Source organism: Zhurongbacter thermophilus (assembly GCF_026184435.1).
Lineage (GTDB): Bacteria > Coprothermobacterota > Coprothermobacteria > Coprothermobacterales > JAADFF01 > JAADFF01.
Genome location: NZ_CP046447.1, coordinates 421,851 through 446,472, shown reverse-complemented (window position 1 = coordinate 446,472; position 24,622 = coordinate 421,851). Strand labels below are relative to the sequence as shown.

At 41.8% G+C, this 24,622-nt stretch carries 19 protein-coding genes; 6 read left to right on the top strand and 13 right to left on the bottom strand.

Annotated elements, in window-relative coordinates:
* Positions 1–98: 98 nt before the first annotated feature.
* The gene (gene ppdK, locus GM182_RS01980; RefSeq protein WP_449186929.1) at positions 99–2,753 is read right to left on the bottom strand and encodes a pyruvate, phosphate dikinase; all 2,655 of its coding nucleotides are present in this window, start codon (positions 2,751–2,753) and stop codon (positions 99–101) included.
* A gap of 149 nt (positions 2,754–2,902) precedes the next feature.
* On the opposite strand from ppdK, the gene GM182_RS01975 reads away from it, so the two are divergent.
* Together GM182_RS01975 and GM182_RS01970 are read left to right on the top strand one after the other, a co-directional pair.
* Positions 2,903–5,293 (top strand): Ig-like domain-containing protein, encoded by a 2,391-nt coding sequence (locus GM182_RS01975; RefSeq protein ID WP_449186928.1) that lies wholly within the window; start codon positions 2,903–2,905, stop codon positions 5,291–5,293.
* A 50-nt stretch (positions 5,294–5,343) separates the two neighbouring features.
* Positions 5,344–7,002 carry a stalk domain-containing protein gene (locus GM182_RS01970; RefSeq protein ID WP_449186927.1) on the top strand — a complete coding sequence of 553 codons (1,659 nt, stop codon included), beginning with the start codon at positions 5,344–5,346 and terminating at the stop codon, positions 7,000–7,002.
* Positions 7,003–7,073: 71 nt separating this feature from the next.
* On the opposite strand, the gene iorB is transcribed toward GM182_RS01970, so the two are convergent.
* Both iorB and iorA read right to left on the bottom strand, forming a co-directional pair.
* A complete protein-coding gene (gene iorB / locus GM182_RS01965) occupies positions 7,074–7,670 on the bottom strand; it encodes an indolepyruvate ferredoxin oxidoreductase subunit beta (protein ID WP_449186926.1) in 597 nt (198 codons plus the stop codon).
* Complete coding sequence (gene iorA, locus GM182_RS01960; protein WP_449187268.1) at positions 7,652–9,568, bottom strand: indolepyruvate ferredoxin oxidoreductase subunit alpha; 1,917 nt, start codon at positions 9,566–9,568, stop codon at positions 7,652–7,654. Before iorA ends, iorB begins: the two co-directional genes overlap by 19 nt.
* Positions 9,569–9,724: 156 nt before the next feature.
* Here iorA and GM182_RS01955 point away from each other — a divergent pair, with 156 nt between their 5' ends.
* The 3 genes from GM182_RS01955 to GM182_RS01945 are packed head-to-tail and all read left to right on the top strand — an operon-like array spanning position 9,725 to position 12,149.
* Positions 9,725–10,009: a hypothetical protein gene (locus GM182_RS01955; protein WP_449186925.1), complete on the top strand. Its 285-nt coding sequence runs from the start codon at positions 9,725–9,727 to the stop codon at positions 10,007–10,009.
* A gap of 5 nt (positions 10,010–10,014) precedes the next feature.
* Complete coding sequence (locus tag GM182_RS01950) at positions 10,015–10,710, top strand: metallophosphoesterase family protein (protein WP_449186924.1); 696 nt, start codon at positions 10,015–10,017, stop codon at positions 10,708–10,710.
* Positions 10,707–12,149, top strand: coding sequence for a cobyric acid synthase (locus tag GM182_RS01945; RefSeq protein ID WP_449186923.1), 1,443 nt, complete (start codon positions 10,707–10,709; stop codon positions 12,147–12,149). Before GM182_RS01950 ends, GM182_RS01945 begins: the two co-directional genes overlap by 4 nt.
* A gap of 26 nt (positions 12,150–12,175) precedes the next feature.
* On the opposite strand, the gene GM182_RS01940 is transcribed toward GM182_RS01945, so the two are convergent.
* The 10 genes from GM182_RS01940 to GM182_RS01895 all read right to left on the bottom strand — a co-directional run bounded on the left by GM182_RS01940 (position 12,176) and on the right by GM182_RS01895 (position 21,996).
* Positions 12,176–14,905 carry a valine--tRNA ligase gene (locus tag GM182_RS01940; RefSeq protein ID WP_449186922.1) on the bottom strand — a complete coding sequence of 910 codons (2,730 nt, stop codon included), beginning with the start codon at positions 14,903–14,905 and terminating at the stop codon, positions 12,176–12,178.
* Positions 14,906–15,102: 197 nt separating this feature from the next.
* Positions 15,103–15,711, bottom strand: coding sequence for an RdgB/HAM1 family non-canonical purine NTP pyrophosphatase (gene rdgB / locus GM182_RS01935; RefSeq protein WP_449186921.1), 609 nt, complete (start codon positions 15,709–15,711; stop codon positions 15,103–15,105).
* 79 nt (positions 15,712–15,790) lie between these two features.
* Positions 15,791–17,008, bottom strand: a complete 1,218-nt coding sequence (locus GM182_RS01930; protein WP_449186920.1) for an inorganic phosphate transporter — start codon at positions 17,006–17,008, stop codon at positions 15,791–15,793.
* Between the two features lie 16 nt (positions 17,009–17,024).
* A complete protein-coding gene (locus GM182_RS01925; protein WP_449186919.1) occupies positions 17,025–17,690 on the bottom strand; it encodes a DUF47 domain-containing protein in 666 nt (221 codons plus the stop codon).
* A gap of 25 nt (positions 17,691–17,715) precedes the next feature.
* A complete protein-coding gene (locus GM182_RS01920; protein ID WP_449186918.1) occupies positions 17,716–18,324 on the bottom strand; it encodes an endonuclease III domain-containing protein in 609 nt (202 codons plus the stop codon).
* Between the two features lie 120 nt (positions 18,325–18,444).
* Positions 18,445–19,335, bottom strand: a complete 891-nt coding sequence (locus GM182_RS01915; protein ID WP_449186917.1) for a YitT family protein — start codon at positions 19,333–19,335, stop codon at positions 18,445–18,447.
* 5 nt (positions 19,336–19,340) lie between these two features.
* Positions 19,341–19,616 carry a MoaD/ThiS family protein gene (locus tag GM182_RS01910; protein WP_449186916.1) on the bottom strand — a complete coding sequence of 92 codons (276 nt, stop codon included), beginning with the start codon at positions 19,614–19,616 and terminating at the stop codon, positions 19,341–19,343.
* Positions 19,617–19,625: 9 nt separating this feature from the next.
* The gene (gene ychF / locus GM182_RS01905) at positions 19,626–20,660 is read right to left on the bottom strand and encodes a redox-regulated ATPase YchF (protein WP_449186915.1); all 1,035 of its coding nucleotides are present in this window, start codon (positions 20,658–20,660) and stop codon (positions 19,626–19,628) included.
* Positions 20,661–20,680: 20 nt separating this feature from the next.
* Positions 20,681–21,130 (bottom strand): NfeD family protein, encoded by a 450-nt coding sequence (locus GM182_RS01900; RefSeq protein WP_449186914.1) that lies wholly within the window; start codon positions 21,128–21,130, stop codon positions 20,681–20,683.
* Positions 21,130–21,996 (bottom strand): SPFH domain-containing protein, encoded by an 867-nt coding sequence (locus tag GM182_RS01895; RefSeq protein ID WP_449186913.1) that lies wholly within the window; start codon positions 21,994–21,996, stop codon positions 21,130–21,132. Before GM182_RS01895 ends, GM182_RS01900 begins: the two co-directional genes overlap by 1 nt.
* A 109-nt stretch (positions 21,997–22,105) precedes the next feature.
* On the opposite strand from GM182_RS01895, the gene GM182_RS01890 reads away from it, so the two are divergent.
* Entirely contained in the window at positions 22,106–24,622 is a 2,517-nt protein-coding gene (locus tag GM182_RS01890; protein ID WP_449186912.1) for a DNA topoisomerase 3, read from the top strand.

The window sequence follows — 24,622 nt, the reverse complement described above, 5'->3', positions numbered from 1 at the left end:
TTCTATCATTGAAGTTTTATGTAGGAATAGTTTATAAACTTCTTTCAAAAAGAAAGAGGAGGGCTGGGGCCCTCCTCCTATAGAACACTGCTACAGCATTACTTCTTTGGGTGCTTAATAGCAGCCTGAGCTGCAGCAAGACGGGCTACAGGCACACGATATGGAGATGCAGAGACATAGTCAAGTCCTACAATATGGCAGAACTCAATAGACTCTGGGTTACCACCGTGTTCACCGCATATACCCACATCAAGGTCTGCTCTGGTCTTTCTTCCATCTGTAACAGCAATCTTAATAAGGCGTCCCACACCATCTCTGTCAAGAACAATGAATGGGTTCTTTGGAAGGATACCTTCTTCAACATACTTAGCAAGGAACTTACCCTCTGCATCATCACGGGAGAATGCAAATGTCATCTGTGTTAGGTCGTTTGTACCGAAGGAGAAGAATTCAGCATACTCTGCAATCTGATATGCAGTAAGGGCTGCACGAGGCACCTCAATCATGGTACCTACCTTGTACTTCAGGTCTATACCCTCTCTGTCAAGTACCTGGAATGCCACACGATCGGTCATCTCTCTTAGTCTCTTCATCTCATTGACATGACCAACCAGTGGATGCATAATCTTGACGATGGGGTTCTTACCCTCTTTCTTCAGCTCAGCTGCAGCCTCCATAAGGGCCTCTACTTGCATCTCATAAATCTCTGGATAGATAAGACCCAGACGGCAGCCACGGAAGCCCATCATGGGGTTGTGCTCAGCAAGCTCAACAGCCTTGTGATAGAGTTTCTTCTTCTCCTCAATAACCTCTGCTGGGGCACCTTCATCTTCAAGCTTTCTAATCTCCTCTGCCAGTTCCTCTGGTGCAGGCAGGAACTCGTGCAGTGGTGGATCAAGAAGTCTGATAGTTACTGGGAGACCATCCATAGCCTCAAGAATACCTTTAAAGTCTGCTTTCTGGAGCTTACCAAGATCCTTGAGGGCCTCTCTCCTCTCTTCTGGAGTATCTGCCATAATCATACGCTGCACAATCTGCACTCTTTCAGGTCCAAGGAACATGTGCTCTGTTCTGGCAAGACCGATACCCTCGGCACCAAATTCCCTTGCCTTGGCGGCATCTTCGGGATTGTCTGCATTGGCATACACACCGAGTACGCGAATCTCATCGGCCCAGTCAAGAAGTTCCTTGAACTCACCGCTCATCTGAGGATCAATCAGAGGCACTTCGCCCTCAAATACCTCACCAGTAGAACCGTCTATGGTAATGATATCGCCCTTCTTATAGACTTTGCCATTTGGTGCTGTGAACTGCTCCTTTTCCATATCAATGTCTATCTCCTCACAACCGACAACAGCTGGCTTACCCATACCACGAGCAACAACAGCTGCGTGGGAAGTCATACCACCACGGCTGGTAAGAATACCCTGAGATGCAACCATACCGTGTAGGTCATCTGGTGTTGTCTCAGGTCTAACAAGAATAACCTTCTTGCCTTCTTCTGCCAGCTTAACAGCCTCCTGTGTATCAAACACAACAGCACCGGTAGCGGCACCGGGAGATGCTGGAAGACCTTTAGCAATAAGAATCTTCTTTGCAGCTGGGTCAATTCTCTTGTGAAGCAGTGTTTCTATCTGTTCAGGTGTAACCCTCATAATAGCCTCTTCCTTGGTAATAAGACCTTCTTTAACCATATCCACAGCAATTTTCACAGCGGCAGCTGCTGTTCTCTTACCGGTTCTTGTCTGAAGCATATAGAGCTTACCCTTTTCAATGGTAAACTCCATATCCTGCATATCACGATAGTGCTTCTCCAGAATCTCAGCAACTCTTACAAGCTCGTCATATGCCTGTGGAATATCATTCTTAAGTTCCTTAACAGGTTTTGGTGTTCTAATACCGGCAACAACATCCTCACCCTGAGCATTGATAAGATATTCACCATAAAGCTCTTTCTCACCGGTAGATGGATTTCTTGTAAATGCAACACCTGTTGCAGAGTCATCGCCCATATTACCAAATACCATCTTCACGATATTAACAGCAGTTCCCATATCATCGGGAATGTTATTAATCTTACGGTAGAGGATAGCCCTCTCATTATTCCAAGAGCGGAAAACGGCATCTACAGCCATAATAAGCTGCTTCCACACATCCTGTGGGAAGTCTTCTCCAAGCTGCTCCTTGTAAATCTCTTTAGAACGCTCGGCAAGCTCTTTCATACCCTCAGCAGGCACATCGGCATCGGTTTTAGCACCATATTTTTTCTTAATCTCTTCAAGTGCTTCCTCAAATAGCTGTCTGTCTACACCGCGAACAACATCAGAGAACATCATAATAAAACGACGATAAGAGTCATATGCAAATCTCTCATTGTTTGTCAGTTTAGCAAGACCTTTAACAGTTTCATCATTGAGACCAAGGTTGAGAATAGTATCCATCATACCGGGCATTGATATAGGTGCACCGGAACGAACAGATACAAGGAGAGGATTCTCAGGATCGCCAAACTTAGCACCGGCTTCCTTCTCCAGTCTATGCATGGCCTCTATGATCTCTTCTTCAAGGCCATCAGGAAGCCTGCCACCTACAGCATAATACTCACGACAAACTTCTGTGGTAATTGTGAAACCGGGGGGTACAGGAAGACCTATTCTCTTCATCTCAGCGAGGTTGGCTCCCTTACCACCCAGCAATTGTTTCATTTCTGCACTACCTTCGTCAAAGAAGTAAATTCTTTTCTTCTTCTCCATATAGTTCACCTCCCATTTATACTATGGTCCAGTCTTTATTTTATGATATTTGGCAAAATTTGGTATAGGTTTTCTGCAAATACTAACTAAAATATGCAAAATACTCTTCATATATAGAGTGATAAAATATCCTCAAGGAGAGGATGTGTATGCAGAAAAAAGAAAGAGGTTTTACGCTGGTAGAACTCTTAGTTTCTATCATTATCTTGGGTGTATTGGTTAGCCTCATGATACCTGTCATTAATATGTCTATGAGCAGTGGCACCAATACATCTATTCTTAGATATCAGACAGAAACTCTTCAGTGGTATAGAGAAATGGCCAAAGCTAAAGCAATAGCTCTGGCTACACTCTCCAACGAGCAAGAAAACACTGCTGTGGGACAGGTCAATGTAGAGTACGAAAAGAAATATATAGGGAGTAGTCCCTATATCGAAGTAAAACCATCTATAGCAGGATGGCTACCTATATTCTTGGTAGCTCCAATACATACTAATGTCACAACAAAAGGCATATATGTAAAAATCACCTCACCAGAAGATGGCACTAAAGTCAATCCTGGAGACAATATCAATATTGTGATAGAGGCTTTTTATGTGGAAAATGGGCAAAGTTATCCGGTGGATAGCGTAGAGTTGTATATCGGCGGAAATCTTGTTCGTATATTTTCTGGAAATAGCAACGACACATATTCTTATACATATACTGTACCGGCAAACGCCAGCGGTAGTATAGAAATTAAAGCTGTGGCTGAGAAAAACTCTCTTACAAATGATGACTCTATAACCCTATTTGTCAATGAACCTACAGAACTCATCGTTAATATCACATCGCCGCTTGATGGAACAACCTATAGCCCTGGCGATAATATAGAAGTCGCAGTAGAGTCATATCTCCTCGTGGGCGCCAGCAGGCAAGGAGTTCAGCCCACTGTAGATATAAGCGGTGTATCATGCGGAAATCCCACATCTATCAGTGGATATATATATACTTTTTCTTGTACGGCTCCCCAAACACCTGGAACATACACGATAAGGGCCATAGCTTCAGCTTCAGGCTTAACTGGGGAGGACAGCATAACAATAAATGTAGAAAGTGTGTTTAAGATAGTGGATGTAGTAGAAGTTGCCAATCCTAACAACGTAGATGAAATATTACCAAGTTGCATATCTACAGCAACAGGCAATTATATAGTTGTCAAGGTAGATAACGGTATTGCCTCCCTTTGGAGTCAAACCAAAGTAGATTATACATATTTAGGAAACACGTATACAGAATCAGCAGCAAATGCATATCAAACAAGTGATGGTCAATACCATTATGTATTCATACCTATACCAGAAGAATTAAAGAATGTGTGGATACCACTAACAACGGTCAACGCCAAAGCATACCTCAACTGGGGAACAATAAACAGAGAAAACAGTATTACCCTTATTAGATGCTGTGAAGGATTATTTAGAGTAGAAGGCTCTGTAACATCTCAACCTGCTGATATTTTAATGGCAACAACAATGACATTAACAAAGGCATATGTCACAAAAACAGAAAAGAATAAGAACCAAATTTGCAGTCTAACATTAAATAAAAAGTGGGCATATAAAGAACCTAATGACACAGATATTATCAGAAATCTTGTTCCCTCTGATGCTTTCATTAAGAAAATCAAAATAGAAAAACTACCAGATGATAAAGACAAAGTGTATATAGGAATATGGAAGAAAAAATTATGGTGGTCGAGGTGGAAACTACAAGAAAACACAACAATCACATACCCAACGGCAACAGCCGATGTTTTTTCTCAATATCAACTAAACAGCGATACACCAAAAGATGTAATATCTGATGGTAACGGATACACGTATGTAGAATTTGATAACATCAACGAATCTATAGACAATTTAGAACTTTATTCTGTCTTAGGTAGAAATAATGAATCATGTCCATATTGTGAAATATACAACCGTTATGATGTTTATATAACAAGTTACGGAAACATGGCATACCGTTATGATACCCTACAAAGATACACAGTATGGTTTTACAACGATGACTCTGAGGGATACAGATATTCACCTATATTAGAAATTTCTCCATCTACTACCTGTGCATCTACACTACAAGGACTTAGCATAACAATACAAAAAAATGACTGGGCATATTTTTATACGAGTAAATGCGATTATTTTGATCAAGTACTTTTTACAGTATATTTATCAAATCAGAACTCCATAGCTTATACAAATCCGTCGTATATCATAGATATTTTTAAGAGCGAGATATACACCAATACATGGGGTTATACCATATTTGACGGCGATTGCAATGAAATAAATACTTACTATTTAGACTCTTCCAATGTGGATATCAATGACAATGGCATGCTTACTTCTATAACATTGCCTGATATACCACTATCAGATATAAATAATCTTAACAACACCTTCTACGCATGGGTCAAATTCAAACCAACCGAAGATTCTGCAGATGATATACATGTAACACTAACTATTACGGCAACATACGAGGCTAACCCATAAAGTGTCACAAATACATGGTTTTGTGCGTATATATACTTGGAGGTGGTAGTATGAAAGTTATACGATATGTTGCTATACTCTTGGCAATAACAACCCTTATATCCATGCCAATCTCTCAAGCATCATCACTGTGGAATTTTACATATGATGAAAGCGGAGACGATGCCTATTTATCTATAAGCTACAGCGATGGCTATGTCATAGCAACAGGCTATAGCATGAGTCAGTACCCTCAGATAGATGTTTGGACTCTCTTAGGCAAAAAGATACTTAGTAAAACACTACTACCCGATAGTGGCGCTATAGGCATTGCCTCAATAGAACATAGCGGCTACATATATACCACAGGTGCGGTAGACGATGGATACAACGCCAGTGATGTTTTTCTTGCCAAAATAGATGTAAAAACAGGAAAAACAATATTTCTCAAAACATTTGGTGGCAATGGCACAGATGAGCCTCGTGGTATCGATTACCTCGATGATAATCTTGTCGTTATAGGTAACACAAACTCTACCTCTGGCACATTTACATGCGGGGAAGATGGAGAAGGATTTGTGTCCATGTTTGACACAAGTGGAAATCTTTCATGGTCTGAATGCATACATGTAGGTGATAGTACCGAGCTTAGTGACATATTTGTAAAAGATGGATATATATACATTATTGGTAGCACCTCTTCCGAATTTCTTACAGACATACTGGTCATGAAACTTGACAAAGAGGGCAATATTATATGGAAAAAAACACTTGGCGGAAAGGACTACGATTACGGTTATGGTATAACAGGTGATAGCACAGGACTGTACATAGCCGGTACAACATTCTCAGGAGATATAAAGGGATTTCACGGAAAAGATGGTATATCGTCTGATGGTCTTGTTGCAGCACTGACATACGACGGAAAGCTGAAATGGATAAAACCGCTGGGAGGCCTTGCAGATGATGAGCTATTTGATATCACAACAACATTTTTAGGACCTGTTGCTGTTGGATACACCACCAGCAAAGAGATAAAGGGATATTCAGGTAGTGAGGATTTTTATATAGCTTCCTTAACAGAATATGGCAAAGTAAGATATGAAAAGGCATGGGGAGGTTCTTCCACAAAAGAAGAACTTTGGGCCATATCTTCATCACCATATGATATTTTATTCACAGCAGGTTGGACATATACCGGCAAAATTGTGTACGGCAATGTATCGGGTATGGATGAAGATGGGAAGATTATAGAGCCTACATTTCCATACAACAATGCCATTACACTAAGAATATGGAATAGCAGTTATCTCAAGGGAAGTAAAGTCTCTCATATGGACAAAGGGGTATTTCCATTTATAGACCCAAGATATAGTAGAAGCCTTGTACCTATAAGATTTGTAGCAGAAGGACTTGGGTACAAAGTAGACTGGGATAAACAAAACCGTATTGTCACCATAACAGGAGGAGGTAAAATAATAAAGCTCTACATGAAAGATGCACTAACCAGTAAAACATCTTTCAGTGTAAGAAAACCCACAGGGGAAAGTATTACTATGACAGTATATGAAGGTTCTCAAGTAGCATCCGTCAATGGAAAGAATATTACACTTTCGGCTAAACCCCTCATATACGAAAACCGAACATTCGTACCAATCAGATTCATATCTGAGACAATGGGTAGCACTGTGAAGTGGATACCACCAGACGGGGTAAGAATTATTCCTTAATAAGCAAAGAAGGGGACCTCTGAATGGTCCCCTTCTTTGCTTATCTACACTTATTTACTACTATTAACCATTTATGCAATTTCAGGCTCTGCCTCGTAGCCAAGGTCAAATGCCTTGAAGTTCAGATCGTGGAGTTTCGCTGGGAATATTTCCTTAATAGTATCTTTGATATCCTCAGGCTCAAATGGCAAAAGGCCAAGCTTAATAGCGGCACCAACCATGACAGTATTAACAGCAAGAGCACTACCAGCCTTTAATGCTAAATCCTCAGCTGGAATACCTATAAGTTTGATATTTCTCTCAGAAAGCCAAGACTTAATTTCATCCCACGATGGATATTCATAAAGCCCCATAGAAACCTGTACAGGTGGAATTTTCTTTGTATTGACAATGGCAACACCGCCATCTTTAACAAAGTTGATATATCTCATAGTCTCTACTGGCTCAAACCCAAGAATAAGATCTCCCATACCATCAGGTACACTACCGCCATAAACAGTCTCACCAAATCTTACAAAGGCTACAACACTGCCAAATCTCTGGGCAAGACCATGAATCTCTCCGGCTCTAACCTTGTATCCCTTTCTCAGAGCAGTCTGGGCAAGGAGATGCTCAGCTGTGAGAATACCCTGACCACCTACACCAGATATTACAACATTGAATTCCACTGCTGCCACCTCCTCTTGTTCTCTTCATCAAGGACATCATACTTTCTGCCACCATCGGGCAGTTTTTCATAAATGGCATCAAATGGACATACCTGAGCACAGCCAGAGCATCCCCAACACATAACTTCGTCTATCACTGCCACATTCTTTTCCTTATCAAAGGAAATAGCCGGACAACCATGGGCATTAATACAGACCTTGCAACCGGTACACTTATCAGGATCAACCTGATAAAGTGGCCAAGACTCGCCTTTCTTCCTCTGAATACGAGTCCTGAGAAGAGAACATGGTTGTCTAGAAACAACAACAGATACCTGATGTTTATCTGCCTCTTCAAGCACCTTGAGAAGCTCTGGAATATCATAAGAATCCACAACAGCAACATAATCTGCACCCATAGCCTTAGCAATCTCGGCTATATCAATAAACTTGGTGGGCTCCATTGTAGCAGTCAGTCCTGTAGAGGGATCAGGCTGATGACCTGTCATAGCAGTAATACGGTTATCAAGCACAACCACTGTCATGGGTGCTTTATTATATACGGCATTGGCAAGGGCAGATAGACCTGTGTGGAAGAATGTAGAATCACCAATGATGGCATAAACTCTCTTATCTTTCTGAGCATGTGCCATACCGGTACCAAGACCTATAGATGCACCCATAGAAACAATAGTATCCATTGTCTCAAGAGGTTTCAACGCACCAAGAGAATAACAGCCAATATCACCTGTATAAATACCTTTACCTTTGGCATTTCGCTTAATAGCATAGAATGTGTTTCTATGCGGACATGCAGGACAGAGTGTCGGTGGTCTTGGTGGCAATTTTTCAGATACCTTTTTAAAATGCTCATCAATGGCAGCAAAGTCTACATCATGCTTCATACCGAGATACTTCTCAAGAGCCTCTATAATACGGCGTGTTGTCATCTCATAGATACGAGGAATGTAGTCTTTGCCGTGTATCTCCACATTAATACCCTTATCGTACACAAGAACTTTAATCTGGTTTTCAACAATAGGCTCAAGCTCTTCAATAACAAGCACTTTTCCTCCCTCAAACTTTCTGAGGAAGCTTTCCACTTTCTTTAGTGGTAGAGGGAATGGTGTACCTATCTTGAGTATAGAAACCTTATCTTCGATACCAAGCTTGTGAAGGGCTTCTTTCAGATAGACATAGGAGATACCAGATACAATAATACCTATCTCTCCACTACCCTCTTCCCAGTTGAATGGTGCATTTTCCAGAATTTCTCTTGCCTTTTCTATACGCTCAAGAACCTCTGGATGCATTCTTCTGGCACGAGATGGAAGTACAACATATTTCTCTGGATTTTTCTCGAAGTGTCCCCAGAGTCTTACGGCATTTTTCTTGTTCTCCGGAAGATCACCAATCTTAACATCTGCCCTTGTATGACTGACCCTTGTTGTAGGACGAAGCATAACAAGAGAACCGACCTCTTCAGAAAGCTGGAAAGCATACTTTGTCATCTCAAGGGCTTCCTGTGGATCCATAGGATCAAGCACAGGAACATTGGCAAACATGGCATACATGCGGTTGTCTTGCTCATTTTGAGAAGACCACATGCTGGGGTCGTCGGCGGTCACTACAACCATACCGCCCTTTGTTCCCTGATACGCAGCAGACATAAAGGAATCTGCTGCAACATTGAGACCAACATGCTTCATGGTGACAACAGACCTGAGTCCATTCCACGATGCGGCAAGAGCCACCTCAAATGCAACCTTTTCATTGGTAGAATATTCAGCATAAAGTCCAACTTTGGGAGCTACCTCTGAAAGAACCATAAGAATTTCAGATGATGGAGTACCGGGATATGTGCTGGCAACGGCAGCATCGGCCTCAAGAACACCACGGGCAATGGCCTCATTACCCATTAAAAGAAGTCTTTCCCCGGGCTCACCGAGGATTGTGCCTATGCGGGCCAAGAGAACATCCCTCCCTTCCCTAAATATGAGGAATAACCTACACTTTCATTGTATCATAAGCATAGGCTATGCATAAAAACATTGAATATAAAGGAGGTATATGCGATGGAAAAGGAATACATACTTGACCTTGTAGAGTTTGGAGCAAAGGTAGCCGATGTGTGTGAAGAGGGCGTTATCAGCTATTTTCAGCTCGACAGGAATAGTGAAGAAGATTTAGAATTTGCTAAAGCCATAGGCTATGAAACAGCACGCCGTGTTGTGGCAGATATTCTTGATGGCAAAATAGACATAGATGTAACGGCAACAGATGAAGATACGGTATCCATCATAGAAGACACAATCATGAAACATCTTAATGAGGTTGTTAAAGAAATGGGACAGAGGTGAGAAAGGTGATATTTGCCTTTACATCGGACATACATATTCCTATGTATGCCCGTGATGCCTATCACATGCTCACACTACCACTGCCAAAGATTGATGTGCTTTTTATTGCCGGGGACCTTACCAAGAAGGCCGTCTACCAACCTTTTATAGAGTGGTATGAAAAGATGATGCATGTGTGGAAGCCATCTCTTGTCATCGCCGTGTGGGGCAATGCCGACAAGGAACTTGTAAGAAAACACCTGCCGGAAGCTCTTCCTGATATTATCTTTTTAGAAGATGAAACATACACTCTAGGGAACTTCACCATCATAGGCACAGAAGGTGTACTCGATAGACCTACAAGCTGGCAAATGAGAAATATACCTGACATACAGGAGCGGTATGAAAAGCGCATAGAGTGGATAAAGCAGGCTGTAAAAGAGGCCAAAACACCATACACAATACTGTTGAGCCACTATGGTGTATGTGGAAACACCATTGAAGAAACCCACGATAAGGGTGGGTTAACAAGCATGCGGCTGTGTGATGCCCTCAGAGACAATCCCCCTACTATTACCATTCACGGACATAGTCACCATGCCCGGGTATGGAAAACAGAAAATCCATTCCTCATATACAATGTGGCACTACCTATACACGGCAAACCCTTACTTATTGATGCCGATACACTGGAAGAAGTTCAGGTGGGACTGTTCGCATGAAAAAGGCTATAGGTGTACTGGGCACCATGAGTGGTGCCGGCAAAACAACACTGTCTTTACTGCTCATACGATATATGAAAAAGTTTCTTCATCTCGATGTAGTGCCATTTAAGGGGCAAAATATGTCGCTTAATGCCAAGGTGACCCCAGAAGGTTATGAGATATCTTCTGCCCAATACTATCAGGCCCTGGCAGCAGAGGTTATTCCATCACCTATATACAATCCCATTCTTCTCAAACCGGGGGCACCTACAGAGTCTTACATGATAATAAACGGTAAGCCTGCTGGCAGTATAGACAGTAAAAATTGGGTAAGTAAAGACCGCGAAAAACTATGGGAGATTATAAAAGCAAACCTTGACACACTGATAAAAACACACGACTACATTGTTATAGAAGGTGCCGGCTCGCCAGCAGAAATTAACCTGAAAAAATATGACATCACCAATATGAGACCCATTATGTACACAGACGCCGACGGAATACTCGTGGCCGATATAGACAGGGGTGGTAGCTTTGCACAGATTGTAGGCACAATGGAGCTGTTATCTCCGGATGAGCGAAATCACATTAAGGTGTTTGTTCTCAATAAATTTAGGGGAGATGAAAGTCTACTAAAAGAGGGAATAGATTACCTCTACCGTAGATATAGTATACCCACAGTGGTCTTACCATATATTCACCACAATCTTCCCGAAGAGGATGCACTGAAGAGAAATATACCCCACAACCAAGACGATATTACTGTAGCCGTTATTCAAACACCCCACATGGCCAATCATGATGATTTTGATCCACTGATAGGCAATGTCAACCTCATATTTACAACAAACATAAGGGACATAGAACATGCAGATGTGGTTATACTACCGGGCTCAAGAAAGGTTGTAGAAGACCTGAGATTTGTTAGAAGCATGGGTATAGATAAGGCTATAAGGGAAGCATGGGAAAGTGGTGCATATATCATAGGCATATGCGGTGGCTTTCAGATGCTAACAGAAAGCATTGTAGATGAAGAGGGTATTGAGGACAAACCCGGTGCATATAAAGGACTGGAACTAATACCCGGCAGTACCATCTTTAGACAGGATAAAATACTGAGACTCAGCAAGGGCTATGTTATGAAAAATATTCCCGTCATAGGTGGTATAGCTGTGTTGGGATATGAAATACACCACGGTATAACAGAAACAGACTCACCTTTTCTCATGCTAAATGGCAAACCAGATGGGTACTACAAAGACCGTATCATAGGTACATATCTACATGGGCTATTTGCCAACAATGCATTTTCAGAGGCTTTTCTAAACATGATAAGAAATGAAAAGGGGCATAAGGATAAGCCTTTTATATATACACACCCTATAGAAGAGCTAGATAGGATACTGGAGGATGTAAAACCTCGCATAGAAGATATATGGAAGCATCTGAATATGTAAAAAGGGGAGCCCGAAGCTCCCCTTTCTTATGCCTCTAAATCTTTCAGGTGCTCAAGCACCCTTTCTTTCTGACTACTGAGATCTTCAAGCTCTGCCTTTACCTTCTCCACAACCTCTGCCGGGGCCTTCTTCACAAAGTTTTCATTGGCAAGCTTCTTCGCTCTACGAGATATCTCTTTCTCAAGCTGAGCAAGTTTTTTCTGGAGTCTCTTTTTCTCTGCCTCAATATCCAAGAGTCCTTCAAGGGGCAGATACAGCACAATATCACGGGCAACAACAGAATAAGCACCATGGGGTTTTGTGTCTACTCCCTCAAGGCTTTCCAGTCTGGCAAGACCTTCAATGTACTTACCCCATCTCTGGATAAACTCATCTATACCCTCACCTTTAACATATACCATAGGCACTTTCTTCATGCCAAGGCCTATATCTGCCTTCAGTGCCCTTATACCTCTGACTACTTCCATAAACTTATCTGCCTCTTCAAGGATATCTTCCCACATATATTCATCAGGAGATACCCAGCCACTTTCAACAATATATGTGCCATCATAGTCAGGCAGGAGACTCCAAATCTCCTCTGTGACAAATGGCATAAATGGATGTATCATCTTCAAACTGTCCTTTAAAACGGTAAGAAGTGTCCACCTTGTCGCCTCAGTATCTTCAAATTTGGACAGTTCAAGATACCAATCACAAAACTCTTTCCAGAAGAAATCTTCAATAAGACGGGCCGCTGCACCAAATTCATAGTCTTCAAGTAATTCTGTCATCTGCTTTTTCACTTGCGTCAGCCTTGACAGTATCCACTTAGATGGAAGAGTTAACTCGCTTTCCATATTTTCTGGTCTAGCAGGGGTTTCCCCATCAAGACGCATAAGAATATACCGGGAAGCATTCCATATCTTTGTCATGAAGTTTCTACCATGCTCAATTTTCTCTTCAGATAACTTAATGTCCTGTCCTTTGCTAACAAGATGAGCAAGTCCAAATCTCAAGCCATCGGCACCATACTTATCTACAAGTTCTAGTGGATCAACAACATTACCCTTTGTCTTAGACATTTTCTGGCCCTTTTCATCTCTGACAAGACCGTGGAGATAGACATCTTTAAAGGGCTCCTTACCCGTCAGGTGCACTGACATAAATATCATCTTAGATACCCAGAAGAAGAGAATATCCCAACCGGTAATAAGAAGAGATGTTGGGAAGAAATACTTCAGATCTTCTGTTTCCTCAGGCCAGCCAAAGACCTCAAATGGCCACAGGGCAGATGAGAACCATGTATCAAGCACATCGGGATCCTGCTCTATATTGGTGCTACCACACTTTTCACATTTCTCTGGTGTCTCTTCCGCAACAGTAATATGGCCGCAATCTTTACAATACCAAGCTGGTATTCTATGTCCCCACCATATCTGACGGGAAATGCACCAGTCTTTGATGTTGTTCATCCAGTCAAAGTACACCTTTGTCCATCTGTCTGGGATAATACGTGTTCTTCCCTCTTCAACGGTCTTCTTTGCCTCGTCTACCATGGCGGTGAGCTTCACAAACCACTGCTTAGACACCATCGGTTCTATGATAGTGCCACATCTGTAGCACTTACCTACAGGTATCTTATAAGGCTGCTTAAGGGCTACAAGACCTTTCTGCTCCATTATTTCTATTGCTTTATCTCTTGCCTCAAATCTGTCAAGTCCTGCAAGTTCAGGCCCTGCCTGCTCGTTCATTGTGCCATCAAGGTTAATAACAGAGATAATGGGCAGATTATACTTTTTACCGATTTCAAAGTCTACAGCATCGTGGGCTGGAGTCACCTTCAGTGCAGCTGTACCAAAGTCGGGGTCAATCTCTTCATCGGTAATAATACCTATCACCCTATCTTCAGGGCCAATAGGAAGTTTCATTTCAAATTTACCTACAAGGTCTTTACCCTTATAGGTTTCTACTACGTTGTACTCACCCCAACCAAGTGAATCATTATCTACGACAACCTTACCAAACAAATATTTTTTACCATCTTTCTCAACAAGCACATACTCAGCCTTTGGATTAACAGCTATCGCCACATCGGCAGGTATAGTCTCTGGTCTTGTTGTGGCAACAACCATGTAGCCTGTTCCATCGGTAAATGGATATTTGCTATACACAAGAAAACCATCTATCTCCTCATGCTCCACCTCAAGATCAGAAAGAGCTGTCATATCGTGAGGACACCAGTTTATGATATAATCTCCCCTATATATGAGCCCTTTATCATAAAGGGTTTTGAATGCCCTTCTAACCGCACGAGAGCATACCTCATCCATAGTAAAGCGTAGGCGATCCCAATCAACAGATATACCCATACGCTCCATCTGGGAAAGGATACGGCCGCCAGATTCTTCCTTCCACTGCCATACCCTTTTAATAAACTCCTCTTTACCCAGTTCCCAGCGGGTTTTACCCTCTTCAGCAAGAAGTTTTCTCTCTACCACAGTCTGTGTAGCAATACCGGCGTGGTCTGTTCCCGGTACCCATACAGTGTTATATCCCTGCATATGTTTAAACCTCCATACAATATCGTGGAGGGTTACATTGAGGGCGTGCCCCATATGAAGTGAGCCTGTCACATTAGGCGGTGGAATCACCATAGAAAAGGGCTTTTTGCTCCAGTCTACCTCTGCGTGGAAAACTTTGTCTTTTTTCCACCTTTCATACCATTTGCCTTCAATATCTTTAGGGTCTATATGCTTAGGTATATCCATAGGCATAAATGTCACCTCCCATATTTTCAACATCAAGGAAACACATACTTATATGATAACGGTAAATGGGGATTTTTTACAAACAACTAACTCGGAAACTGCCTCTACACAGTATCCAGTAGTATGTGGTAATCTTACCTGTTATACATATGTTAGCTACTAACCCCACAGTTCATAGACATGCCTCCTGCTTTTTATACATTTTACCGTGCAAACTTCTCAAGAACAACCTTCATTTTCCTACTGGCTATACCCCTGTGAGAAATACTATTCTTTTCTTCTGCACTCATCTGGGCATATGTCTTATCAAGAGGAGGATAGTAAAATATGGGATCATACCCAAAGCCACTGTTGCCTTTAGGCTCAAATGTAATGTAACCAGCCACAATACCTTCTGTAAAAACTTCGGCAAAGTGTGTAATAAGACACATCACCGTTATAAAATGGGCTGTGCGGTTCTCCCATTGCACATCTTTCATCTCTCTCAAAACTTCTTCCAGCCTTTCTTCGGGTGTAGAAAGCCCCTTATATCTGGCAGAATGCACACCGGGAGCACCACCAAGTGCATCAACACTCATACCGCTATCATCGGCAAGCACCCACATATCAGGGTATTTCTCTACTATCTGATCATACACGCCCCTTGCCTTAATATAGGCATTGTCACGAAAAGTATCACCATCTTCTTCGGGCATGACAATATCTATGTCAACATCACTCAAAGAGAGAACATCATATGGCAGCCCCTCAAGAAGCTGTTTCATCTCTCTCAGTTTATGGGGATTAGATGTAGCCACCAAGAGTCTTCTCATTTTCGCATCACCTCGCTATTAGCATATCAAAAGGGGACGGGGATATACCCCCGCCCAGTGTTATAGATACAATGCTATATCACAGGAAAATAAACTTCAATATGTAGAAAAATATATACGAGACTACGGCAGCGGCCGGCACCGTGAAGAACCATGATGCCACAATCTCAAGGAGCAGTCCTAAGTTAACAGATCCCACACCACGGGCAAAGCCTACACCTAAAACCGAACCAACAACAGTATGTGTTGTGGATATGGGCATACCAAAGTTAGAGGCACCAAGAACAACCGTTGCCGTAGAAAAATCTATAACAAAGCCTCTGGTATTGGTCAGCTCTGTCAGTTTTTCACCAACAGTAGTCATGACCTTTCTACCAAACAACCATACACCCAGTGCAATACCCAAACCACCTATGGCAAGAATATATCGTGGAATTGTTGCCGTTGCCGTCACTTTACCAGTTTGCAACGCTATGTATATTGCGGCAACAGGCGCAATGGCATTGGCAACATCATTGGCACCGTGGGCAAGAGCTACATATGATGATGTAAATACCTGAGCCATTCTAAAAACCTCTTCAACCTTTTTATACTCATCACCTTGAGCCTTCTTTAGAATAGAAAGCACATACCATATTGAACCTACCAGTGCTACAACACCAAATCCAACACCATAAATGCTTGCATCAGCCCATGAGCTCACATGCATAACCTTAAAGCCAAACGAAAAACCTATGATGACAAAGGCTGAAGATATAAAAACGGGGGCCCATATCTTTGTGCTCTTTACAGGATCATCACTGTGAAGTATAAGAGCTGACAGTAACTTGAACATGACAAATGCAAATATCAAACCTACAATAGGCGAAAGAACCCAAGATATGGTAACTGTAATAACCTTATCCCAGTTGACAACACTCCAACCTGCTGCAGCAATACCGTAGCCTATCATGCCACCGACAATTGAGTGGGTTGTAGACACAGGAAGACCATACTTTGTTGCCAAGAAAATCCATATGGCGGCCCCTAAGAGTGCTGCCATAGAACCTATAACAACAATATCAGAACTCGACAGCTTAGCTGGATCTACAATACCTTTCCTTATTGTCTCTGTCACCTGCTTACCAAAGAATGTAGCACCAACAAACTCAAGCACACCCGCGATAAGAATAGCCTGACGTGGCGTAATAGCCTTGGCACCAACAGCCGTAGCCATAGAGTTTGCAGCATCATTGGCACCAATGGCAACAGCCATTAAAAATCCTATAGCAAAACCAAGAATAAGAAGAAAATGCATCCCCCATCACCCCTCTTTATCCCAGCATCGAGTTGATTTTGTCCGCCACATTTTCCGTGGCATCGGCAATATGACTTATTGTTAGCACGAGATTTCTAAGAAACATAATGTCCACAGGATTCATAGTGTTTTTTTGAGCATACAGCCACTTACCAAAGTCATAAACGGCATCGTCAATCTTACTTTCAAGCTGTGCCATTTCCTCCACAAGCTGTCTCTCTTTACCTACTTCTCTGCGTGCAAAATCAGACTCTAAAACATTTCTCAGCTCCTTAAGAGCTTTCTTCAGCACATCCATCATGTTCTCAATACAATCGATAAGATTCTCCATCTTCTTGGATGCTTCTTCCGGTAATTCAACATAATTAAGACCCATAATCTTAGCGGTATCTTCTATAAGATCAACAATGCGATCTTGGACTCTAATGTACTCAATAATGTCATGCTTTTCAAAGCGGTATAGAAATCCCCTATGGAGAATCTTCCTAATCTCTAGCTTGATGGCATCGGCCTGAGACTCAAGGTCGTAGATCTCTTTTGCAATGTCAGAAAAATCTTCACCAGCAATGTACTTACGCCACAAAATAGGAAGAAGATCTGAAGCCCTTTCCACAATAAGACCATGCTGAATCATCAGCTCAACAGGAGAAGTACCGCCAAAGAGTTTGTCCCATACGGACATCGTGCATCCCCCCTAAGAAAGATTTTTATACACCCTGTTTCTTGCATATATCATTAAGCGGACACTCACTACACTTAGGCGTACGTCCGCATAGTTTTCTTCCGAGTGCCACAAGATAGTGGTTAATATCTTTGGCATCATCACCTAGCACAGACAGCCATGCCCGCTCTATATCTTCATCTTTGGCATCAAGAGACACAATGCCCAACCGTTTGGAGATACGCCTAACATGAGTATCAACGGCTACAACCCTCTTGCCAAAACCATAGGCAAGCACTATATGGGCACATTTACGACCAATACCGGGAATCTTTGTGAGCTCCTCAAATGTATCGGGTACATATCCGAGCTCACATATGACCTTTGCCGCATCAATGACTCTTTTGGACTTTTCGCGCCATAAACCCAAATGTCTTAAGATATCTTGTACATCCTCCAGCTTGGCTTCAGCAAGCTGGCATGGTTCTGGATACTTTTCAAACAATCTATCAGCAGTAAGGTATGTTCTCTCATCACGAGAGCGAGCAGATAAAATACACGAAATAAGAACTTTATAGGGATTTCCCTCATAAAATGGAAATGTTGCCCCAAATGACTGCTTTAGTCTATTTAAGACTTCTGCATAATTCCCCATATTTCCCCCCATACAGACAAAATTCATTTTGAGTATATCACACAAAATTCTTTTGTTAAAAAGAAAAAAGGAGGGCATATGCCCTCCTAAATCTACTCAGCTGGTATAAATTCAACCTAGCTACATGGCATCATGTGGAATAAAGCCTTCTCCAACTGTCATAGCAACATCCTCGACAACATAGAAAGCTCTCTTATCAATAGAGGCAATGAGCTCTCTGAGGTCTTCAACCTCTTTACGAGAAACAACAACCATTAGCACATCTTTCGGCTGTCCAGTATAGCCACCCTCTGCCTTAAATACCGTTACACCACGACCAAGGTCATCAAGTATAGCCTTTTTCATTTCCTCGGCTTTCTCAGTGATAATGAGGAACTTTCTATTCTTTACAAGACCCTCCTGCAATATGTCCACAGCAAGAGCTGTGATATAGATAGAGATAATGGCAAGCAAGACAACCTGCCAACTCTTGAAAACTATCCCCATCAGGGTAACAACGGTACCATCAGCCATAAGCATTCCCTGACCGACAGGAAGTCCTGTGAAGTGTTTAACAAGCATACCAATAATATCAGTGCCACCTGTGGACCCACCATATTTAAAGACAATACCCAAACCTACACCAACAAGTACACCACCATAGATAGCTGCAAGGAGCGGGTCCTTTGTCAACTCCTTTACCACATCTTGAGGAGGTATACCCAGTTTATTGAACAGGTCAATAAAGAAGGAAAAGGCCACTGTACCAATAATGGTGCCAATGCCAAATGTAGGCCCAATAATAATAAACGATAGTATTAGCAGAAAAATGTTATAAAAAAGCATAATCATACCAATACCAACCCAATCTGGAAGAGGAAGCACAGCTTTTGTTACCAATGCTAGACCTCCCACACCACCAGGGGCAAGGTCTCTAGGAAGTAAGAAAGCAACCATACCAAACGATGCTATAGCCGTTCCAAATAAGATACCTAGAATGTGTTTAATACCAAGTTTCTTTCTAAATGCCACACACATCAACCTCCTGCTGCTGGCGGAAATATGCTGATTTCATCACCATCTTTAAGAGGTGCATCTTCCTTACCAACAAATAGCATATTCCTACCATTAATCATTATGATGTAGTCATCTCTAACCTTGTTCCCATCCCATATCTCACCTTTAATATGGGGGAACATCTCATCAAGACGCTGAAGTACATCTCTAAGTGTTGAGACATCTTCCATTTCTATGTATTTCAATCCACCTAGTTTGTCTCTCAGCATATTAAAAAACTCAACTTTAACCTTCATATACACCACCTACACATTGAATCTGAAGAATGCTACATCTCCATCTTGCATAACATACGTTTTCTTTTCAAGTCGCACCAACCCTTGATTATGAGCTTCTTTCCAACCACCGGCTTTTACAAGATCATCCCACCTAACAATCTCTGCCCTAATAAATCCTTTGGCAATGTCGGTATGGATAGCTCCTGCTGCCTCTACAGCAGTGGCCCCTTTGCGTATGGTCCATGCCCTAACCTCTTTTTCACCAGCTGTGAAGAAATAAGACAGTCCCATCATATCCATCGCCATTTTGGCAAGCCTCATGATTGCGGGCTCTGTAATGCCAAACTCTTCCATAAAGACTTGCCTTTCTTCTTCCGGTAATTCTGCAATCTCAGACTCCAGTTTGGCATTAAGCACAAGCATCGGTGCACCTTTTTCTTCGGCATATGCACGCAAGGCATCTTCCCACTGCTCATCATAACCATCTTCAACATTGAGTACATACATCTCAGGTTTAGCCGTTAGATAACCTTCTCTCTGTATAAACGCCCATTCCTCATCAGAAAACTCTCCAGCTCTGAGTGGTTTTTCCGTTTCTAAAAAGGCAAGAATCTTCTCCAAGATAGCTCTTGTATCTTTGTCAAGCTTACGATTAGACAGTCTTGTCTCTGTATAAGACATATCCCTAAGCAGTAGCTCCTCATCAAGAGCAGTGGCATCTCTCACAGGATCAATATCACCAAGTGGATGAGGTGCATAAGGGTCATCAAATGCCCTTACAACATTGATAAGGAGATCGACCTTAGAAACTTCACTGAGAAACTGGTGATACATCTTCTTATCCATACCCGGTGTAAAGCCAGGCACATCAACAAATGTGATTGTTGCCGGTGTTATTTTTTTAGGATGAAAGACCTCAGCCAGTTTCAGAAGTCTTTCATCCATAACGGTAGCAGCACCTTTTACAACACTACCCTCTTTGGTCTGAACTTTATGTTCCGTTAGTGCTTTAAAGATCGTGCTTTTACCACTATACTTAAGACCTACTAGTCCTGCCTCCACTTCAATCCCTCCCGCAGTTTTTACTCTTCTTTTGGTTTAACAATTAATTTTACCCCATCTATAGCCTCTACTACAACTTTCTCACCCACACGCCACTGCCTATTTTCATAACCTTTAGCTGGAATGGCAACCCACATATCAAAATCGACTTCTACAATGAAACTACCATCATCGGAAATTTCCTTAACGACTCCCTCTTTACCAATAAGTGAAATAGAACCAAAGTCTTGTCCTTGTTTTACCGTTTGCGCAAACTTAACATAGAGATAATAACCAACAATCAAGGTAATAATAGCGACAAGACCTGACACAACTATAGGAGCACCAAATATATCCAAAATTCCCCATACAATAAGGGCAACACCAATAGGGGTAAGAAACAGTACAGTAAACAAATCAAGTACTACAATGGCTATGCCCAGGAGTATAAGAAAATAGGCATTCCAGAGGGCAATATGAAAATGCCCCATTACTTATCGCCTCCATCTTTATACACAAAAGATATCGTCTTCAGAAGTGATGCCAAAGACTGAGCATCATATGGAATAAGCATATTACCCGGCTTAGCCATCTCTGGTAGCTTCTCGAGATATTGGATAGTAAGATATTTCTCATCTGCTGTAGACAGGGCCTCTACAATCTTACGTATGGCTTCTGCCTGACCTTCGGCACGAAGTATAGCGGCAATTTTATCACCTTCAGCCTTACGAATCTGAGCTTCTTTCTGACCTTCGGCCTTCAGAATAGCAGACTGCTTCATACCCTCGGCCTCAAGAATCATGGCTCTCTTTTCACGCTCAGCCTTCATCTGCTTTGCCATGGCTTCTTGGATAGATGCAGGAGGGTCAATCTTCTGAATCTCAACACGGGTTACCTTAACACCCCACTGATCTGTTGCCTTATCCAATTCCTCACGAAGCTTGGCATTGATAACTTCTCTTCCAGAAAGAGTCTGGTCAAGCTCCATTTCACCGATAATAGAACGAAGGTTTGTTTGAGCCAGTTTGATGATAGCTTGCAGATAATTACCAACATTGTAAATAGCCTTAGGAGCATCTATGATACGATAATAAACAACAGCATCTACTACCACAACAACATTATCTTTACAGATAACTTCTTGAGGGGGTACATCTATAACATGCTCTCTCATATCTACTTTAATAACCCTATCTATAATAGGAATAACAAAGTTGATACCTGGAGAAAGCATTTTATAGAATTTTCCAAGTCTCTCTACGAGACCAACCTCATAAGGCCTAACAATTACTATAGCTGAAGCTATAAAGATAATAAGCACCAAGAAAATGATGCCCAACATAATAGTGCCAAACATGCAAATCCCCCCTTATCAAATCTTATGTTTTTTACATAATGATTATACCGCCACACACCAAATATCGGGATGTTGTATATAATAGGGGTAAATTTAGGAGGTGATCTCCTTGGCAAAGAAAAAGGGTAAGACCCTAATCATAACAGAGAAAAAATCGGTGGCAGAGACCATAGCCAAAGCATTAGGTAAACCAAAAAAGGAAAAAGACTACTTTGAGGTAGGCGACTATATTATTACATGGGCACAGGGACACCTATATACACTGGCAGAACCGGATGCCTACGATAAAAAGTTTAAAGCATGGAAACTTATGTTTCTTCCAATAGTGCCAAAGGAATTTCAGCTTACCCCAATACAGGGAACATCGAAAAAGCGTATAACGGCCATAAAGAAACTCCTTAAAGATGCGGATACCGTTATTAACGCCATGGATGCCGGTAGAGAAGGTGAACTTATCTTTAGATATATCAAAAAATCACTGGGCATCAATAAACCCGTTAAGAGATTATGGCTACAAGCTATGACAAAAGATGCCATAAAGAAGGCTATGAAAAATCTTAGAGAAGAAGACGAAATGGAAAACCTTGGCAAAGCGGCAGAAGCACGCAGTGAGGCAGACTGGCTTGTAGGTATCAATAGCACAAGGGCCATAACTATCGTGGGAAAAGAGCTCTTCTCTATAGGTAGAGTACAAACCCCAACACTAGCCATTATTGTAGACAGAGAACAAGAAATCCAAAACTTTAAACCAATACCCTATTGGAAAATTAAGGCCATACTGGAGGAGAAAAAAGGTTCATTTAGTGCATGGCATGCAGGAGACAATGGTGATGGCAAGATATGGGATAAGAAAAAAGCAGAAACAATATATGAAAAGGCGGCTTCGGCAGATACAGCTATCGCACAATCAGTTAAGTCATCCAAGAGAAAAAAACAACCACCATTACCATTTAGACTGGCAACATTCCAAAGAACGGCATCAGCCCTCTTTGGCTGGACAGCCAAAACATCACTTGCTTACCTACAAAATCTATACGAAATGGGACTTATCACATATCCAAGAACAGATTCTGACCACCTACCCAGTGCCATGAAAAAAGAGGTAGGTAAAATAGCCAAAGCGCTGGCCGATGTGTTTCCTGAACTTGATGTAGCTAGAATATCGGCTAAATACCGTCCATCACTATTTGACGACAGCAAAGTCTCAGACCACTACGCTATAGTGCCAACAGGCAAAAAACCTCATCCTAACATGAAAGATACATTGAAAAAGGCATATGAACTGGTAGCCCGAAGATTTTTTGCCTCTTTCTATCCACCAGCAGAGTACACTACTCAAAATGTAGACATAGATATATCGGGTGAACCATTTAAAGCATCTCTAAGCATACTGACAAACAGGGGATATCTTGCCATATACCCATACGATGTTTTTTCTATAAAAAGCTCTTTTAGTGAAGATGAAGAAGGAGAAAAGGTCAGCAGTTATGAAGCATACATGCAGAGACTGGAAAATACACCGGTTGTTACCAAAGGTGAAATACTGAATGTTAGAGACATAAAGCTTGAGGAAAAAGAGACAAAACCACCGGCCCGTTATACCGATGGAACACTCATTAAACTGATGGAAACGGCTGGCAGAGACATTAAAGATGAAGAACTCAAAGATGCCATGAAAGGCAAGGGACTCGGCACACCGGCAACTCGCGCTGCCATCATTGAGACACTCATTCAAAGGGGCTATGTAGAGAGAGTTGGCAAAGCCCTCAAGGCAACCCGAAAAGGCATTGAGCTCATAGATACCCTAAGAAGTGTAGGGCTAAAAACACTAACAGAGCCATTACTGACCGGAGAATGGGAACATAGATTGAGGCTTATTGAAGAGGGCAAGAAGAAAAAAGAAGAATTTATTAACGAGGTAGTAGACCTTACAAGGCATATTATAGAAACCATTAGAGGCAAAGACTTTGACAAGATTAGAGAAAACCTCACAGAGGCAACAGAAAGAGATGCCATTGTGGGCAAATGCCCACTATGTGGTGGCAATGTCATAGTGAAGTCCAAAGGTTATTTCTGCGAAAATGCACTGAAAGACCCACCAACATGTACTTTCAAAATCTATAAAAACACATATGGCGGAACAATCACCCCAGATATGGCCCGTGAGCTACTAAAAAATGGAAAGACTTCCAAACCTGTAAGGTTATATAGCCGTGGCAAGCGAAGAAGCTATAGGGCTCATCTTGTGCTAACAGAAGATGGTAAGGTTGTGCCAGAATTTGCACTACAAAATGCAGAGGAAAAAGAGACTCCTAAACATACAGCCACATCGGGTGAGGCCATAGGTAAATGTCCACTGTGTGGTAAGGATGTCGTTAAGACTGACAGAGGATATGCATGTGTAGGTGCCCTTGAAAATCCTTCTACATGCACATTTGTAGTAGAAGAAAACACATACGGCGGAAAAATAACACACGACATTATGAAAGAACTCTTAGAAAACGGACAGACAGAAAAACCTGTAAGGTTATACAGTAGAGGCAAACACAAAGCATATTTCTCCAAGCTTGTGCTTACAGGAGATGGTAAAATCGTGCCAGAGTTTCTGGCTAAGAAAAAATCATAA

Excerpts from the sequence above, each read along its gene's own strand:
- ppdK (WP_449186929.1), bottom strand. The coding sequence starts at position 2,753 with ATGGAGAAGAAGAAAAGAATTTACTTCTTTGACGAAGGTAGTGCAGAA.
- GM182_RS01975 (WP_449186928.1), top strand. The coding sequence starts at position 2,903 with ATGCAGAAAAAAGAAAGAGGTTTTACGCTGGTAGAACTCTTAGTTTCT.
- GM182_RS01970 (WP_449186927.1), top strand. The coding sequence starts at position 5,344 with ATGAAAGTTATACGATATGTTGCTATACTCTTGGCAATAACAACCCTT.
- iorA (WP_449187268.1), bottom strand. The coding sequence starts at position 9,568 with ATGGGTAATGAGGCCATTGCCCGTGGTGTTCTTGAGGCCGATGCTGCC.
- GM182_RS01955 (WP_449186925.1), top strand. The coding sequence starts at position 9,725 with ATGGAAAAGGAATACATACTTGACCTTGTAGAGTTTGGAGCAAAGGTA.
- GM182_RS01945 (WP_449186923.1), top strand. The coding sequence starts at position 10,707 with ATGAAAAAGGCTATAGGTGTACTGGGCACCATGAGTGGTGCCGGCAAA.
- GM182_RS01940 (WP_449186922.1), bottom strand. The coding sequence starts at position 14,905 with ATGCCTATGGATATACCTAAGCATATAGACCCTAAAGATATTGAAGGC.
- rdgB (WP_449186921.1), bottom strand. The coding sequence starts at position 15,711 with ATGAGAAGACTCTTGGTGGCTACATCTAATCCCCATAAACTGAGAGAG.
- GM182_RS01930 (WP_449186920.1), bottom strand. The coding sequence starts at position 17,008 with ATGCATTTTCTTCTTATTCTTGGTTTTGCTATAGGATTTTTAATGGCT.
- GM182_RS01925 (WP_449186919.1), bottom strand. The coding sequence starts at position 17,690 with ATGTCCGTATGGGACAAACTCTTTGGCGGTACTTCTCCTGTTGAGCTG.
- GM182_RS01920 (WP_449186918.1), bottom strand. The coding sequence starts at position 18,324 with ATGGGGAATTATGCAGAAGTCTTAAATAGACTAAAGCAGTCATTTGGG.
- GM182_RS01910 (WP_449186916.1), bottom strand. The coding sequence starts at position 19,616 with ATGAAGGTTAAAGTTGAGTTTTTTAATATGCTGAGAGACAAACTAGGT.
- GM182_RS01900 (WP_449186914.1), bottom strand. The coding sequence starts at position 21,130 with ATGGGGCATTTTCATATTGCCCTCTGGAATGCCTATTTTCTTATACTC.
- GM182_RS01895 (WP_449186913.1), bottom strand. The coding sequence starts at position 21,996 with ATGTTTGGCACTATTATGTTGGGCATCATTTTCTTGGTGCTTATTATC.